Origin of the sequence: Streptomyces sp. M-16, from assembly GCF_052114405.1 — a bacterium.
Lineage (GTDB): Bacteria > Actinomycetota > Actinomycetes > Streptomycetales > Streptomycetaceae > Streptomyces.
Genome location: NZ_JBFRER010000038.1, coordinates 12,243 through 25,839 on the forward strand (window position 1 = coordinate 12,243; position 13,597 = coordinate 25,839).

Sequence of the window (13,597 nt, forward strand, 5' to 3'; positions counted from 1 at the left end):
GTCGAGGGAGGTGGGAATGGGACTCATGGATGCGGACCACACGGGGCTGGTCGTCACCGCGCAGGCCGGTGACGATCGGGCGCGCGAGGAGCTGATCGCCGCGTACCTGCCGTTGCTCTACAACATCGTCGGGCGGGCGCTGAGCGGACATGCCGACGTCGATGACGTCGTCCAGGAAACCCTGCTGCGCGTGGTGCGCGACCTGCCCGCCCTGCGTGCCCCGGAGAGCTTCCGGTCCTGGCTGGTCTCGATCACGCTCCACCAGATCAGTACCCACCGGCACCGGCAACGCGCCTTCGCCGGCCGGAGCACGGCCATCGACGAGGCACACCGGATACCGGACGCCGGCGCCGAACTCGAGGACATGACGATTCTGCGTCTGCAGGTGTCGGACGAGCGCCGTCAGGTGGTCGAAGCCGGCCGGTGGCTCGACCCGGACCATCGAGTGCTGCTGTCGCTGTGGTGGCAGGAAGGCGCCGGCTCGCTGAGCCGCGACGACATCGCCGCCGCGACGGGGCTCACGGTCGCCCACGTCGGAGTGCGCCTGCAACGCATGCGCGAGCAGCTGGAACTGAGCCGGACGATCGTCGCCGCGCTGGAGGCCGACCCGCGCTGTCCGCAGTTGGACGAGGCCGTCATCGGCTGGGACGGTCTGCGTACATCGGTGTGGCGCAAGCGGATCGCGCGGCACACCCGCGGATGCCCGGTCTGCGCGGCGACGAAGACAGAACGGGTTCCGGTCGAGCGACTGCTCCTCGGTCTCGCCCCCCTGGCCGTCCCGGCCGGGCTCACCGCCGCGCTGGCCGCCAAGGGCCTGCTGTCGGGTACGGCCGCGAGCGCCGCCGGGCCGGCCACGGCACACGTCGCCTTCGGCACGGCGACGGGGGGAGGCGGTCTGCACGGCTCGCTGATCGGCAAACTCCCCGCCGTGACCGCTCATCCGCTGGTGGCCCTCGCCACCGGCGCGGTCCTCATCACCGGGACCGCCGCCTACGTGACCTGGCCCGAACCGGCGCATCGGGTGCCCGGCGTCACCGCCGCTCCCACGGCCGGCCACCCCACGCCGATCCCGTCGCGCACCACCCCGTCGGCCGGACCGTCCCCGGCGAGTCCGTCGGCCGCCGCGGGCACTGTTCCGCTGGGCGCACAGTCGCTGGAGTCCGTGGACGAGCCCTCCCTGTACCTCACGTATGCCGGCGACTTCGCGACGCTCGGCCGAGTCTCGGCGTCCAGCAGCGCGCAGACACGGCAGCGGGTCACCTTCACGGTCGTCGGGGGGCTGGCCGACACACGGTGCGTCACCTTCCTCGCCGCGGACGGCCGCTATCTGCGCCATCGTGACCTGCGGCTACGGCTGAGCACCAACGACGGCAGCGAACTGTTCCGTGAGGACGCCACCTTCTGTCCGCGCCCCGGGGCGGTCGCCGGGTCGGTGACCTTGCACGCGCACAACTATCCCGGTTCCGTCCTCCGCCACCGCGACGGTGGCATCCGGCTCGATGGCTCCGACGGCACTCGGGCCTTCGCCGACCAGGCTTCCTTCATCATGCGAAGGCCCTGGGCCTGAGAACCGCTCCTTGAGCACGTGGACCGCTGGTGATCAGGGAGGCGCCCTTTCCACGGGACGACCGGAACGCAGGGCTCGGCATAACGCTAATTGCCCGCGAGATGCATCACGGGGCAATCATCCGGGCGGCGCCACTTTTCTGTTACGAGACCGTGCGTCCGGAAGCCTCCATTGTGTGGGGTGCTCTTCCCGCCGCTCACCTTGACGGGCCGGCGTGGCAGGTACCCCGACGTTCCCCGTTGACGTATCCCCTGAAGAGAGCCGCTCCAAATGACGCCACACACCCACGCCTCCCGGGCGATCGGCAGGCAGGAACGGGCCCACGCCCTGCCCCGCCCCCGACCCGCGACGGATCGGGCCGTACCGGCCGATGCGYGCACGATCACGGAACCCAGGGCGACTCGCGGCCCCCGAGGAGAATCATGAAGGGCCTGCACCGGCTCGTCCGGCGTCGCCGAACCGCGGTGATAGGACTCTCGGCCGCGGCCCTGGTGGCCGGTGTCGTGACGCTCCTGCCCAGCTCGGCCGGAGCCGCCGCCCTGGGTACGCAGGCGGCCCCCTCGGGCAGGTACTTCGGCACCGCCGTGGCCGCCGGCAGGCTCGGCGACTCGAAGTACGCCGGGCTCGCGGACCGGGAGTTCAACATGATCACCCCGGAGAACGAGATGAAGTGGGACGCCATCGAACCGTCCCGCGGCAACTTCAACTTCGGCCCCGCCGACCAGATCGTCAACCGCGCCATGGCACACGGCCAGCGCATGCGCGGCCACACCACGGTCTGGCACTCACAGCTCCCGTCCTGGGTCAGCTCCATCGGCGACCCGAACACGCTGCGCAGCGTGATGAACAACCACATCACCACCGAGATGACCCACTTCAAGGGCAAGATCTACGCCTGGGACGTGGTCAACGAGGCCTTCGCCGACGGAGGCGGCGGCCAGCACCGCAGCTCGGTGTTCCAGAACGTGCTGGGCAACGGCTTCATCGAGGAGGCGTTCCGCACCGCCCGGGCGGCCGACTCCTCGGCCAAGCTCTGTTACAACGACTACAACATCGAGAACTGGTCGGACGCCAAGACCCAGGGCGTCTACAGCATGGTCAGGGACTTCAAGTCCCGCGGCGTGCCGATCGACTGCGTCGGCTTCCAGAGCCACTTCGGGGCCGGCGGGCCACCGTCCAGCTTCCAGACCACCTTGTCCCACTTCGCCGCGCTGGGCGTGGACGTCCAGATCACCGAGCTGGACATCGCCCAGGCGTCGTCCACCCACTACGGCAACGCCGTCAACGCCTGCCTGTCCGTGACCCGGTGCACCGGCATCACGGTGTGGGGCATCCGTGACAGCGACTCCTGGCGCAGCGGCGAGAGCCCCCTGCTGTTCGACAACAACGGCAACCCCAAGGCCGCCTACACCACCGTCATGAACGCGCTGAAGGCCGCCTCCGGTACCGCCCCGGGCGGGGCGCCCGGCGGAACCGGTACCGGGCAGATCAAGGGCGTCCCCTCCGGCCGTTGTATCGACATCGACGGTTCCACCCCTGCCAACGGCACCCAGGCGCAGCTGTCGGACTGCAACGGACAGACGAACCAGCGCTGGACCTACACCTCCGGCAAACAGCTGACGATCTCCGGCAACAAGTGCCTGGACGCCATGGCCCATGGCACCGGCAACGGCACGAAGGTCGTCATCTGGGACTGCAACGGCGGCGCCAACCAGCAGTGGAAGATCAACACCAACGGCACGATCGCCGGCGTCCAGTCCGGGCTGTGCCTCGACGCCGTCGGCGCGGCCACCGCCAACGGCACCAAGATCCAGCTGTACTCCTGCGCGTCCGTCGACAACCAGAAGTGGACCGCCCCGTCCGGGACGGGCGGCGGCGGCACGTGTGCTCTTCCCTCGACGTACAAGTGGAGTTCGACGGGTGCCCTCGCACAGCCGTCGAACGGGTGGGCCGCGCTGAAGGACTTCACCACCGTGACGTACAACGGCAAGCACCTGGTCTACGCGTCGAGCGCCTCGGGCACCTCGTACGGCTCCATGGCGTTCGGTCCCTTCACGAACTGGCCGGACATGGCGTCGGCAGGCCAGACCAAGATGAACCAGAACGCGGTCGCGCCCACGCTGTTCTACTTCGCGCCGAAGAAGATCTGGGTGCTCGCGTACCAGTGGGGTGCCTCGCCCTTCAGCTATAGCTTGTCGAGCGACCCCACAGACCCCAACGGCTGGTCCGCGCCGCAGCCGCTGTTCACCGGGAGCCTCCCCGGCTCCGCCCCGATCGACCAGACCCTGATCGCCGACGACCAGAACATGTACCTGTTCTTCGCCGGTGACAACGGCAAGATCTACCGGGCGAGCATGCCGATCGGGAACTTCCCGGGCAGCTTCGGCTCGTCGTACACGACGGTCATGAGCGACACGGTGAAGAACCTGTTCGAGGCGCCGCAGGTCTACAAGGTCCAGGGCCAGAACCAGTACCTCATGATCGTTGAGGCTCGGGGTGCGAACGAGCAGCGCTACTTCCGCTCGTTCACGGCCTCCAGCCTGAGCGGTTCGTGGACCCCGCAGGCCGCCAGCGAGAGCAACCCCTTCGCCGGCAAGGCCAACAGCGGTGCCAGCTGGACCAACGACATCAGCCACGGCGATCTGGTCCGCAACAACCCCGACCAGACCATGACCATCGACCCCTGCAACCTGCAGCTCCTCTACCAGGGCAAGTCCCCCGACGCGGGCGGCCCCTACGACCAGCTGCCGTACCGGCCGGGTGTCCTCACCCTGCAGCGCTGACCTGCCTCGGCCAAGACCTTCGCCGCTCTCGGCTTCGGCAAGGCCGCCCCTCGACCTCTCGGTTGGGGGGCGGCTTTCTGCTGCGGAGTCGCACCGCGGCGGCGAGGTCGGCGGCGGGGCTCAACCGGATAGGTCATCCGTATTCGTGTTACGGTCATTTCAAGCGGATGAACTATCCGGATACCTGTTGGGGGTGGATGTGCCATGAAGAGGGCTGCTGTGGTCACGGCCGGGACGGCCGGTATCGGCTTGGAGACGGCGCTGGGGCTGGCTGCCGTCGGGTTCTCGGTCACCGTGATCGGACGCAATGCCGACCGGGGTGCCCGGGCGGTCGACCGCATCAACGCGACGAACCCGGAGCACCCTGCCCGGTTCCTGTCCGCGGACCTCTCCTCGCTCGACGAAGTGCGCGGTCTCGCCGAGCGGATCGCCGCCGATCACGCCACCTCGGGCGAACCACTGACCGTGCTGGTCAACAACGTCGGGGCGATGTTCGCGGATCGTCGGGACCTGGGCGGTGTCGAGGCCTCGTTCGTCGTCAATCACCTCTCGCCGTACCTGCTGACCGAGCTGCTGCTGCCCACGCTGACGGCGGGCGCCCCGAGCAGGATCGTGAACGTGACCTCAGGTGCGGTCGGGGTGGCGAAGCGAGTGTTCGACGCCGTCGAGCCGCCCGGCGGCTATTACGGCTTCCACTGGTACGGCCGCGCCAAGCTCGCCAACCTCGCCTACACGCTCGACCTGGCCGCGCGGCTGGACGGCACCGGCGTATCGGTGTTCGCCGCCGACCCCGGAGGCGCCGCGACCGACATGACCAACGGCACCATGGGCGACCCGAAGATCGTCTCTCCCGCCCTGCGGCTGCTGTGGCCGCTGGTGCGCCGCACGTTCGCACGCTCGACTTCCGGCCCGGCGTCCCTGGCGGCCAGGCCCTCGATCGTCGCCGCCACCGACGACGCCCTCACCGGCCGGACGGGCATCGTCATCGGCCCCAAGACGAGCCCGGTGCCGCCGCCGCGGGCCGCGGCCGACCCCGGCGTCGCCAGGGCCGTACGCCGGCTCAGCGAACGGTACGCGCCGCTGGCGGCCGCCTGACCCGCCAAGCGGTGACGGAACGGGCGGCGGGATCATCCGGATGGGCCATCCCATTAGCATGTCCCCATGACGACGACACCACTGCGCAAGGACGCGGCCCGCAACTGGGACCGGATCGTCGCCGTCGCCCGTGCCCTCGTCGACGAGGGCACACCGTTGCAGCTCAACGACGTCGCCCGCCGCGCCGGACTCGGAGTCGGCACCGTCTACCGCCACTTCGCAACGCCCGAGGCGCTGCTGGAGACCGTCGCCACCCCTTGCCTGGAAGCCCTGGCCGCCCACGGCGAGCGGGCACTGGCCGACACCGACCCCTGGCGCGCGCTGGAAGTGTTTCTGACCCGCACCGTCGAAGCGCAGGTCACCGACGCTTCCCTGGCCCCGGTCACCGCCGCACCCGCGGACGCCCTGCCGCGCACCACGGAGCTCAAGCAGTCGCTGTGGTCGGCCGGCCATGCGCTCCTGGGCCGGGCCCGCGAGGCCGGGGCCGTCCGCCCTGACGTGACCTCGGCGGACCTGGTCCCGCTCATGTGCGGCATCGCGTACGCCGTGCACGTCCACGGCGGCCCTGACGCCGACCGGGCCGACACCGCTCGCCGCTACCTGGCCACCCTGCTCGGGGGCCTGCGCGCCGTACCGCCGAAGGCGTGAGACGCGTCCCGCGTTCCGCGTAGGGCATTCGGGATCCGGCGTTCACGTGACGGCTGCCCGATGCCCGCGGGTCACACGGGTGTGTAGACGGAGAGTCTCAAAGCCGGATCGTCGTTGGCCTGGACGGTCGTGTACTCGAAGCGCAGCAGGCCCTTGGCGGGGTGGTAGACGCCCCACAGGTCGGGTGAACGCTCTTTCAGGTCGCTGTGGCGAGTGCCCGGGCGGGCTGCGTCTGCTCGTAGGAGTGGCCGACCCGCAGGAGTGTGGGTTCGCCGAGGGGCCGGCCGAGCAGCTGCATGCCGATCGGCAGGCCCGCCGAGTCGTGGCCGACCGGAACGGTCAGGGCGGGCACTCCGGTGATGTTCGCGGGGGCGCAAAGGCGCACGTACGCGTCGGAGACGCCCTCAACCGTGCCGTCGGGCCAGGTGACCGTCTCCTCGTCGGCCCCGACCGCCGGCATCGGGACGCTCGGGGCGGCGATCACGTCGACCTCCTCCAGCATGCGGGCCCACTCGGCGCGCATGAGCGTGCGGGAGCGCTGAGCGCGTACGTAGTCACCGGCGCTCATCAACTCGCTCGCCTCCAGAAGGATGCGCACGTCCTCCTGGTACAGCTCGGGGACCGTGCGCAGGCTGCCTTCGTGGTAGGCACCGGCCTCCGGCACCATCAGGCCCCACTGGGTGGCCTGGATGTAGCGGGTCATCGGGATGTCGACCTCTACGAGCTGTGCGCCCAGGGCTTCCAGCTGCCCGATGGCGTGCCGGACGGCCGTCTCCACCTGCGGGTGGACGTTGTCGAAGTAGTAGGTGCGCGGCAGGCCGATGCGCAGCCCCGTCAGGTCCGTGCCGGTACCGGGCCGGTAGTCCGCGGCGGGCACGGACAGCGAGGCGAGGTCGCGCGGATCGTGTCCGGCCAGCGCGGTCAGGACCAGGGCCGCGTCCTCGACGGTGCGGGTGACCGGACCGACGTGGTCCAGGGACCAGGACAGGGAGGTGACGCCGTGACGGGGGACGAGACCGTAGGTCGGCTTGAGGCCGACGACCCCGTTGAGCGCGGCGGGCACCCGGATCGACCCGCCGGTGTCGGTACCCAGGGCGAAGGTCGCGGTGCCCGACGCGACGGCGACCGCGGAGCCACCGCTGGAGCCACCGGCGACCCGGCCGTGGTCCCAGGCGTTGCGGGTCTGCGGGGTGGTCAGGCCGAACGCGAATTCGTGGGTGTGCGTCTTGCCCATCAAGATCGCGCCGGCTGCGCCCAGACGCGCGGCAACCGTGCCGTCCGCTGCCGCGCGATGGCCGGCGCGGACCCGCGAGCTGGCCGTGGTGGCCATCCCGCTGACATCGATCAGGTCCTTGAGCCCCATCGGGATGCCGTGCAGCGCTCCCCGGTAACGGCCGTGCGCAGCTTCGTGTTCGGCTTCGCGCGCCGCCCGGCGCGCCTGCTCCGCGGCGACCGTGACGTAGGCGCCGAGGTGCGGCTCCACCCTCTCGATGCGGTCGAGGACGGAGTCGACCAGTTCGACGGGGGACAGTCGCCGGGCACGTATCGCGTCCGCGGCGGTGGCGAGGGACAGCTCATACGGCTGCATCGTGCTTCTCCTCTCCGGCGCGATAGGCGGTGGCGGGCGGGACGTCCCCGAAGTCCAGCTCGCGCAGGACCGCGACGACGCTGTGGATGTGGTTGGCGACCGCGGCGACCGCGGAGTGACGCTCGGCCGGCAGCACCAGTCCGGCGCGGGCGGCCCAGCGGGCGGCCTCCGGAGGTGTGAGTTCGACGGCGGACATGGACGTTCTCCCTCTCGGTCGAGGCTGGAGCGGCGGAGTCGCCGAGGCCCTAAAGGCCAAGAATTCGCTTTGTGTACTGCACGCGCCACGGCTGCTCGGCGGCCCGTGCGGGGCGGCTGAGCGGGGCCGGTCGCGTGGTCAGGCCGCAGTGGTCGAGAACTCGTTGCCGTGCTCGGCGAGCAGCCGGTAGCGGCCGTTCTCCCGGCGGACGGTGCCGGCCGTGGGCTGCGGGAAGTGGGTGCCCAGGAGCAGTGCGTCGGTGTCCGCCAGGGCGTCGAGCAGTCGGCGGCGTGTGCGGACCGCCTGGGCGGGGTCGATGTCGACGCAGCTGTTCACGTGGGGGTGGGACAGCTGCACGGGGTGGTGGATGCTGTCGCCGGTGATCAGCGCCCGGCGGTCGCTGCCGCGCAGTTCCACGGCGACCTGCCCCGGGGTGTGGCCCGGGGCAGGGACCAGGAGGACGCCCGGCGCCACCTCGTGCCCCTGCTCGGGCACGTCCACGAGGTCGTACTGTCCGGCGTCGCGGACGGGGGTGACGGAGTCGCGGAACATCTGACGGCGGGCCTCGTCCAGGTCGGTGGCGGCCCAGTGGTCCCATTCGGTGCGGCTGGTGAGGTAGCGGGCGTTGGGGAAGGTGGGGATCCAGTCCTCGCCGACGGGGCGGGTGTTCCAGCCGACGTGGTCGGTGTGCAGGTGCGTGGTGATCACCAGGTCCACGGACTCGGGCGCGAAGCCGGCCGCCGTCAGCCGCTCCAGGAAATCAGTGTCGAGACCGTTCCAGGCCGGGTTGGCGCGGCTCTTGCCGTTGCCGATACCGGTGTCCACGACGATCCGCAGCCCGCCCGCCTCCACCGCGAAACTGTGGCTCGCCAGGCGCGGGACGTCGGCGTCGGCGAAGTCGGGCCGCAGCCACGACGCCTCGTCCAGCACCTCCTTGGTGGCGTCCGGCAGCAACCAGGGCCCGGTCTGCTGCGGCAGTTCGATCTCGTCGACGCGGCGTACGGCGATGTCGCCGAGGCTCCATCGGGCCTGACGAGGGGTGGCGGTGCTCATCGGTGGGTCCCTTTCGGTGGTGCCGGGCAGCGCGGGTGGTGCGGGTGGGGGTGATGCGAGTGGTGCTGTGGAAGGCAGGCCCTGGTCAGGCCCTGCGCGGCCGGTGCGCGGCGTGGATCAAGCCGGGCGAGCGCATGGGCGCTGAAACGACGGAGCGTCAAGGCCGAGAAGTGCCGGGCGTCCTGGTAGAGCGCGCACAAGGGCCTCGGTGCGCTGGAGGCGACCAGCAGACCGACCAGGGTCGAGGCGTGGAGGCGGAAGCACTGCGGTGGCGCAGTAGGGGCAGGCGGCGGTGGGACGGCAGGCCCGTGACGCTGGACATGGAAGCACCTCCGAGCCTTAAGGCGAATGCTTTGCATGAAGCAGCCTAGGCCCGCGCCGCACTCAAACGCAAATATTTAGCTTTTACGCGCCGGGAGGGGATGCGGTGCGACCGAGCGCCGCCACCAGGCGGCCGGCGTACGCCTCGGACAGGTCCGAGGGGCGGAACAGGATCCGATACATCAGCGGGGCGACGATGACGTCCAGCAGCGTCTCCACGTCCGGCACGGCCTCTCCGCGCCCGGCCGCGCGCACGCCGATGACCTTCAGCTGCTCGGCGGCGTAGTCGGAGCAGCGGGCCGCGTTGCCCTGCTCGGGGTCGCCGAGCAGGGCGTCACGGATGTACGTGTGCCCGGCCGTCGAGGACATCTCCTCGGCGAACTGTACGGCCCACGCCTCCAGGTCCGCCCGCAGGCTGCCTCGATCGGCCGGTGGGGCGTCCGGGCGCAGCCGCTCGACGGCCACGTCGGACAGCAGCTCCCGCAGGTCCCCCCAGCGCCGGTAGACGGTGGACGGTGTGACCCCCGCACGGGCCGCGACCAGGGGCACGGTCAGCGCATCCCGCCCCACCTCCGCCTCCAGATCGCGGACAGCCTGGTGCACGGACTGCTGGACGCGGGCGCTGCGCCCGCCGGGGCGTGGGGTCGCACGGGCACTCATGGGTACAGCCTAACGCGAAGAAGTTGCGTCTGACGGGACGCCGCCTTGGTCGGACCGCCGCGAGAGCTGATCCCACCGGCCGCCGCGCGGTGCCGGCTCCACGAACTGCTCGTACCGGTCCACGCTGACGTTGGCGACCTTCCGCTTACTGGGCGCCACGCCCATGCCCTGCCGGGCGAGCACCTCCGACATCGCCGGCGGAACCCGCATCAGGGCGAACGGTCCGCCTCGCCCTGAGCGAGCGACTGCGTCAGACGTTCCAGGCGCATGGCGAAGGCAGTGGCCTCACCCGCCGGCCACGTCGCCATCTCCTCCGCCACGAAGGATTCCATTGCCCCGCGCAACGCCGTGACCGCCCTCTCGCCCTCAACGGTGAGGACCAGCCTGGTCGCACGGGCGTCAGCAGGGTCGGGACGGCGGGCGACCAGCCCGGCCTCCTGCAACCTGGTCGCGTAGCGGGTGGTGACGGTGCGGTCCATCCCGATCGCCTCGGCGAGCTTGGTGGCGGTGACGGGCCCCATGCGGGCGAGCCCGGACAGCACTGGGTAGGTCGTGGCGTCCACGCCCTCCACTCCTGAGGTCAACCGGCCGTAGAGCCCGGCACGGGTGGCGCGCAGGGTCAGCGCCCCGATGGCTGCGGCCACGCGGGCGGCGGACGTGCTGTCACGTGTCGTTTCGCTCACCCCTCGATGGTACGTGCAAAAAGCACGGAGTCCTGCTACCGTCATATGCGTGCATAAAGCACGTACATCAAGCACGCAAATGCTCAGGCACGCCACCGTGCAAACACGCAAAGGACAGTCATGTCGCATTCGTCTTCGCACCAGCACCAGCCCGCCGTGCGCCCGGAAGATGTCCTGCCCGAGGGTGTCGACTCGACCGCGATCAACGGGCTGACCGTCCGCAAGGGGTCGGTGGCCGCGTTCGTCGCCAACGCCCTACGGCTGGACGACCTCACCGAGGGCACCCCCGAGTACGCAGCCCTCGTCGCGCAGATGCGGGAACTCGCTCCCGCCCTGCGCACCATCGGCCTCCTCGACGTCTTCCGGCCTCGCTCCCCGGCAGTTGGGTCGATCCTTGCCGAGGCCGCGTAATCGCCCTACGGCAACGCCACCGGCCGGGCCGCGCGGTACCGCCGGCCGGCAGGTTGCCGGCGACGGGCCGGCGCGGCGCGACCTCGGCGGCCGGACCGCCGCCAAGCGGGCAGGCGAACGCCTCGGGAGCTGAGTGCGTGGGCCGGAGGGGGGATGCAGGGCCTGGTTCGTGCCCATATCCGGCATCCTCGCTGGTGGCACGCCACTGCTGCTACGGCACGACCCCGCCTTCGGGGGCGAGGCACCAGCTGGCCGCGCTGGATTCGTTCGGACCCATGAGTGTCCGGTGCTGTCGAAGCGCGAGCGGGAGTGCGAATCCGGTTACGGGCGTGCGGGTTCAGGCTCCTGGGCTGATGTCGTCCCAACCGCGTTCGAGGATGTCGAAGGCGCGGTTGACCGTCTCGTAGCCGTCGGCGCGCCCGCGGGCGGTGCGGGGTGCCTCCAGGACGAAGTGCGCCAGTGCCGCGCAGTGCGGATCGTCGGCAGGGTGTCCGGTCGTCTCGGCGATGGCGTGGGCGAGCGCGGTTTCGTGGCGCAGCCACATGTGTTGGGCGTAGTCGCGCAGGGCGGGGGTGTTCTCCACGAGTGCGGTGAAGTCCGCGAAGGCGGGGTCGCCGCCCCTGGCGCCGACCCGGTGGCTGAGGGCGTGCTCGCGCAGGGCCGCGAGGACGGACTGGCCCCGGGGTCTCTCGTGCACGGCGGCCAGGAGCCGGGCTTCCTGGCCGCCGTCTTCGTCGAAGACGAGCGCTTCCTTCACGGGGAAGTGCTTGAACAGGGTGGTGGTGGACACGTCCGCCGCATCGGCGATCTCCCGGATGCCGACCTGGTCGTAGCCGCGTTCGAGGAAGAGGCGCAGGGCGGCATCGGCCAGGGCCTGGCGGGTGGCGGCCTTCTTGCGTTCGCGACGCCCCATCGGTGCGTCCTGCGCGGTCGTCTCGCTCATGCCTCAACCCTACCCCGTTCGGTTGCACAACTACAAAAGTTGCCTTGTTGCACTTTTGGAGCGGGGGTGTTCTTCTGGATCGGCCGGCCGCACGGCGCTGCCTGGATGCGGCCCTTCTTCCTGTTGAGCCCCCCTGAACGGAGCATCGCCATGGACACCTCCACCGCACCCCGTATCGCGATCATCGGAGCCGGCCCCGGCGGGCTGATCTGCGCGCGGATCCTGCAGCGGCGCGGCATCTCCGCCACCGTCTACGACCTGGACGCCTCCGGCGCGGCACGCGACCAGGGCGGCACCCTCGACATGCACCCCGACTCCGGCCAGAACGCCCTGCGGGAAGCCGGACTGCTGGACGAGTTCCTGGCCTTGGCCCGCCCCGAAGGCCGGCAGATGCGCCTGGTCGGCCGCGACGGACGCGTCCTGTTCGATGCCGTCCCGCCCGAGACCGCCACCGAAGACGGCAACCCGGAAATCGACCGGGGCCAGCTGCGCGCCCTCCTGCTGAACTCACTTGAGCCCGACACCGTGCGCTGGAGCCACAAGCTCACCCACGTCGAACCCCTCGCCGAAGGCGTCCACCGCCTGCATTTCGCCGACGGCTCCACCGCCGAGGCGGACCTCGTCGTCGGCGCGGACGGAGCCTGGTCGAAGGTCCGCCGGCTGCTCTCCGACGCGACGCCCGTCTACACCGGCGTCACCTTCGTCGAAGCCGGCCTCGACCAGGCGGACATCCGCCACCCCGCCCTCGCCGCACTCACCGGTGACGGAACGATGATGGCCCTCGACGACAACCGGGGGTTCGTCGCCCAGCGCAACAGCCGCCGGCACGTACGCGTCTACATCGGCATGCGCACCGACGAGAACTGGCACCGGAACGCCGGAATTGACCTGGCCGATGTCGGCGCCGTCCGCGAAGCGCTCCTCAAGGAGTTCACCGGCTGGAGCCCCGAGCTGCTCCGGTTCATCACCGCCACCGACACCGGCTACACCAACCGGCCCCTGTACGCCCTGCCCGTCCCCCACACCTGGCAGCACACACCCGGCCTCACCCTCCTGGGCGACGCCGCCCACCTCATGTCACCGTTCTCCGGCATGGGCGCCAACCTCGCCATGCTCGACGGCGCCGACCTCGCCCGCGCCCTCGTCGGCAGCAGCAGCATCGAGGAAGCCGTCCGTGCGTACGAACACCTCCTGCTGCCCCGCTCCATCGAGGCGGCCGAAGGCGCCGCCGAGGGAATCGCCGGCGCCTTCGCACCTGACAGCGCCGCTCAGACCCTCGCCCACATGACCCAGAACCACTGAACGTCCCGGCCCCGTTGGCGATCCGCTGGACGGCTGCCTGGAAGGCGTCGAAGAAGGGGGCCCAGCCCCGGGCGAGGGCGGCCGAGGCCGAGCCTGCCGCCCAGCGATCATCCGGCTTCCTGGGCCGCGCGGATGGTCGGGCGTATTTACGGACTGGCGGTCCGCTTCGTAATGCCTCCGCGGATGGCGCTGTGAGGTGGCCGGTTGTCGGCGTTAAGCGCCGGCCGCCTGTGCGCCGCCCGCCCCGTGGTCGGTCTACCGGCAGATGGCCCGCGGCCCCGGGTCGGGCAGCTCGTAGGCCGGGGCCTCTTGGCGGGCCGCCGGCGTCATGCTGGTGGCCAGGCCTG

General features: G+C 70.9%; 12 protein-coding genes. 6 read left to right on the top strand and 6 right to left on the bottom strand.

Going from position 1 to position 13,597, the window contains the following annotated elements; translation table 11 throughout:
- The first annotated feature begins 16 nt into the window (after positions 1 to 16).
- The 4 genes from AB4039_RS19325 (at position 17) to AB4039_RS19340 (ending at position 6,093) form a co-directional block, all read left to right on the top strand.
- Complete coding sequence (locus tag AB4039_RS19325; RefSeq protein WP_266846828.1) at positions 17 to 1,567, top strand: sigma-70 family RNA polymerase sigma factor; 1,551 nt, start codon at positions 17 to 19, stop codon at positions 1,565 to 1,567.
- A 422-nt stretch (positions 1,568 to 1,989) separates the two neighbouring features.
- Complete coding sequence (locus AB4039_RS19330; protein ID WP_266846826.1) at positions 1,990 to 4,350, top strand: non-reducing end alpha-L-arabinofuranosidase family hydrolase; 2,361 nt, start codon at positions 1,990 to 1,992, stop codon at positions 4,348 to 4,350.
- Between the two features lie 204 nt (positions 4,351 to 4,554).
- The gene (locus tag AB4039_RS19335; RefSeq protein WP_442271320.1) at positions 4,555 to 5,445 is read left to right on the top strand and encodes an SDR family NAD(P)-dependent oxidoreductase; all 891 of its coding nucleotides are present in this window, start codon (positions 4,555 to 4,557) and stop codon (positions 5,443 to 5,445) included.
- 66 nt (positions 5,446 to 5,511) lie between these two features.
- Positions 5,512 to 6,093: a TetR/AcrR family transcriptional regulator gene (locus AB4039_RS19340; protein ID WP_442271321.1), complete on the top strand. Its 582-nt coding sequence runs from the start codon at positions 5,512 to 5,514 to the stop codon at positions 6,091 to 6,093.
- 196 nt (positions 6,094 to 6,289) lie between these two features.
- On the opposite strand, the gene AB4039_RS19345 is transcribed toward AB4039_RS19340, so the two are convergent.
- The 5 genes from AB4039_RS19345 to AB4039_RS19365 all read right to left on the bottom strand — a co-directional run bounded on the left by AB4039_RS19345 (position 6,290) and on the right by AB4039_RS19365 (position 10,594).
- Complete coding sequence (locus tag AB4039_RS19345) at positions 6,290 to 7,681, bottom strand: amidase (RefSeq protein WP_442271322.1); 1,392 nt, start codon at positions 7,679 to 7,681, stop codon at positions 6,290 to 6,292.
- Complete coding sequence (locus AB4039_RS19350; protein ID WP_266846818.1) at positions 7,668 to 7,877, bottom strand: hypothetical protein; 210 nt, start codon at positions 7,875 to 7,877, stop codon at positions 7,668 to 7,670. Before AB4039_RS19350 ends, AB4039_RS19345 begins: the two co-directional genes overlap by 14 nt.
- A gap of 138 nt (positions 7,878 to 8,015) precedes the next feature.
- A complete protein-coding gene (locus tag AB4039_RS19355; RefSeq protein WP_266846816.1) occupies positions 8,016 to 8,930 on the bottom strand; it encodes an MBL fold metallo-hydrolase in 915 nt (304 codons plus the stop codon).
- Between the two features lie 405 nt (positions 8,931 to 9,335).
- On the bottom strand, positions 9,336 to 9,911 hold the full coding sequence (locus AB4039_RS19360) for a TetR/AcrR family transcriptional regulator (RefSeq protein ID WP_266846814.1): 576 nt from the start codon (positions 9,909 to 9,911) through the stop codon (positions 9,336 to 9,338).
- A 209-nt stretch (positions 9,912 to 10,120) separates the two neighbouring features.
- Positions 10,121 to 10,594 (bottom strand): MarR family winged helix-turn-helix transcriptional regulator, encoded by a 474-nt coding sequence (locus AB4039_RS19365; protein ID WP_266846812.1) that lies wholly within the window; start codon positions 10,592 to 10,594, stop codon positions 10,121 to 10,123.
- 120 nt (positions 10,595 to 10,714) lie between these two features.
- Between AB4039_RS19365 and AB4039_RS19370 the strand changes: the two genes are divergently transcribed.
- Complete coding sequence (locus tag AB4039_RS19370) at positions 10,715 to 11,005, top strand: hypothetical protein (protein WP_442271323.1); 291 nt, start codon at positions 10,715 to 10,717, stop codon at positions 11,003 to 11,005.
- Between the two features lie 337 nt (positions 11,006 to 11,342).
- Here AB4039_RS19370 and AB4039_RS19375 read toward each other — a convergent pair whose 3' ends face one another.
- Complete coding sequence (locus AB4039_RS19375) at positions 11,343 to 11,948, bottom strand: TetR/AcrR family transcriptional regulator (RefSeq protein ID WP_266846808.1); 606 nt, start codon at positions 11,946 to 11,948, stop codon at positions 11,343 to 11,345.
- A 150-nt stretch (positions 11,949 to 12,098) separates the two neighbouring features.
- Between AB4039_RS19375 and AB4039_RS19380 the strand changes: the two genes are divergently transcribed.
- The gene (locus AB4039_RS19380; RefSeq protein WP_442271324.1) at positions 12,099 to 13,250 is read left to right on the top strand and encodes an FAD-dependent oxidoreductase; all 1,152 of its coding nucleotides are present in this window, start codon (positions 12,099 to 12,101) and stop codon (positions 13,248 to 13,250) included.
- Positions 13,251 to 13,597: the final 347 nt, after the last annotated feature.

Excerpts from the sequence above, each read along its gene's own strand:
- AB4039_RS19325 (WP_266846828.1), top strand. The coding sequence starts at position 17 with ATGGGACTCATGGATGCGGACCACACGGGGCTGGTCGTCACCGCGCAG.
- AB4039_RS19330 (WP_266846826.1), top strand. The coding sequence starts at position 1,990 with ATGAAGGGCCTGCACCGGCTCGTCCGGCGTCGCCGAACCGCGGTGATA.
- AB4039_RS19335 (WP_442271320.1), top strand. The coding sequence starts at position 4,555 with ATGAAGAGGGCTGCTGTGGTCACGGCCGGGACGGCCGGTATCGGCTTG.
- AB4039_RS19340 (WP_442271321.1), top strand. The coding sequence starts at position 5,512 with ATGACGACGACACCACTGCGCAAGGACGCGGCCCGCAACTGGGACCGG.
- AB4039_RS19345 (WP_442271322.1), bottom strand. The coding sequence starts at position 7,681 with ATGCAGCCGTATGAGCTGTCCCTCGCCACCGCCGCGGACGCGATACGT.
- AB4039_RS19350 (WP_266846818.1), bottom strand. The coding sequence starts at position 7,877 with ATGTCCGCCGTCGAACTCACACCTCCGGAGGCCGCCCGCTGGGCCGCC.
- AB4039_RS19355 (WP_266846816.1), bottom strand. The coding sequence starts at position 8,930 with ATGAGCACCGCCACCCCTCGTCAGGCCCGATGGAGCCTCGGCGACATC.
- AB4039_RS19360 (WP_266846814.1), bottom strand. The coding sequence starts at position 9,911 with ATGAGTGCCCGTGCGACCCCACGCCCCGGCGGGCGCAGCGCCCGCGTC.
- AB4039_RS19370 (WP_442271323.1), top strand. The coding sequence starts at position 10,715 with ATGTCGCATTCGTCTTCGCACCAGCACCAGCCCGCCGTGCGCCCGGAA.
- AB4039_RS19375 (WP_266846808.1), bottom strand. The coding sequence starts at position 11,948 with ATGAGCGAGACGACCGCGCAGGACGCACCGATGGGGCGTCGCGAACGC.
- AB4039_RS19380 (WP_442271324.1), top strand. The coding sequence starts at position 12,099 with ATGGACACCTCCACCGCACCCCGTATCGCGATCATCGGAGCCGGCCCC.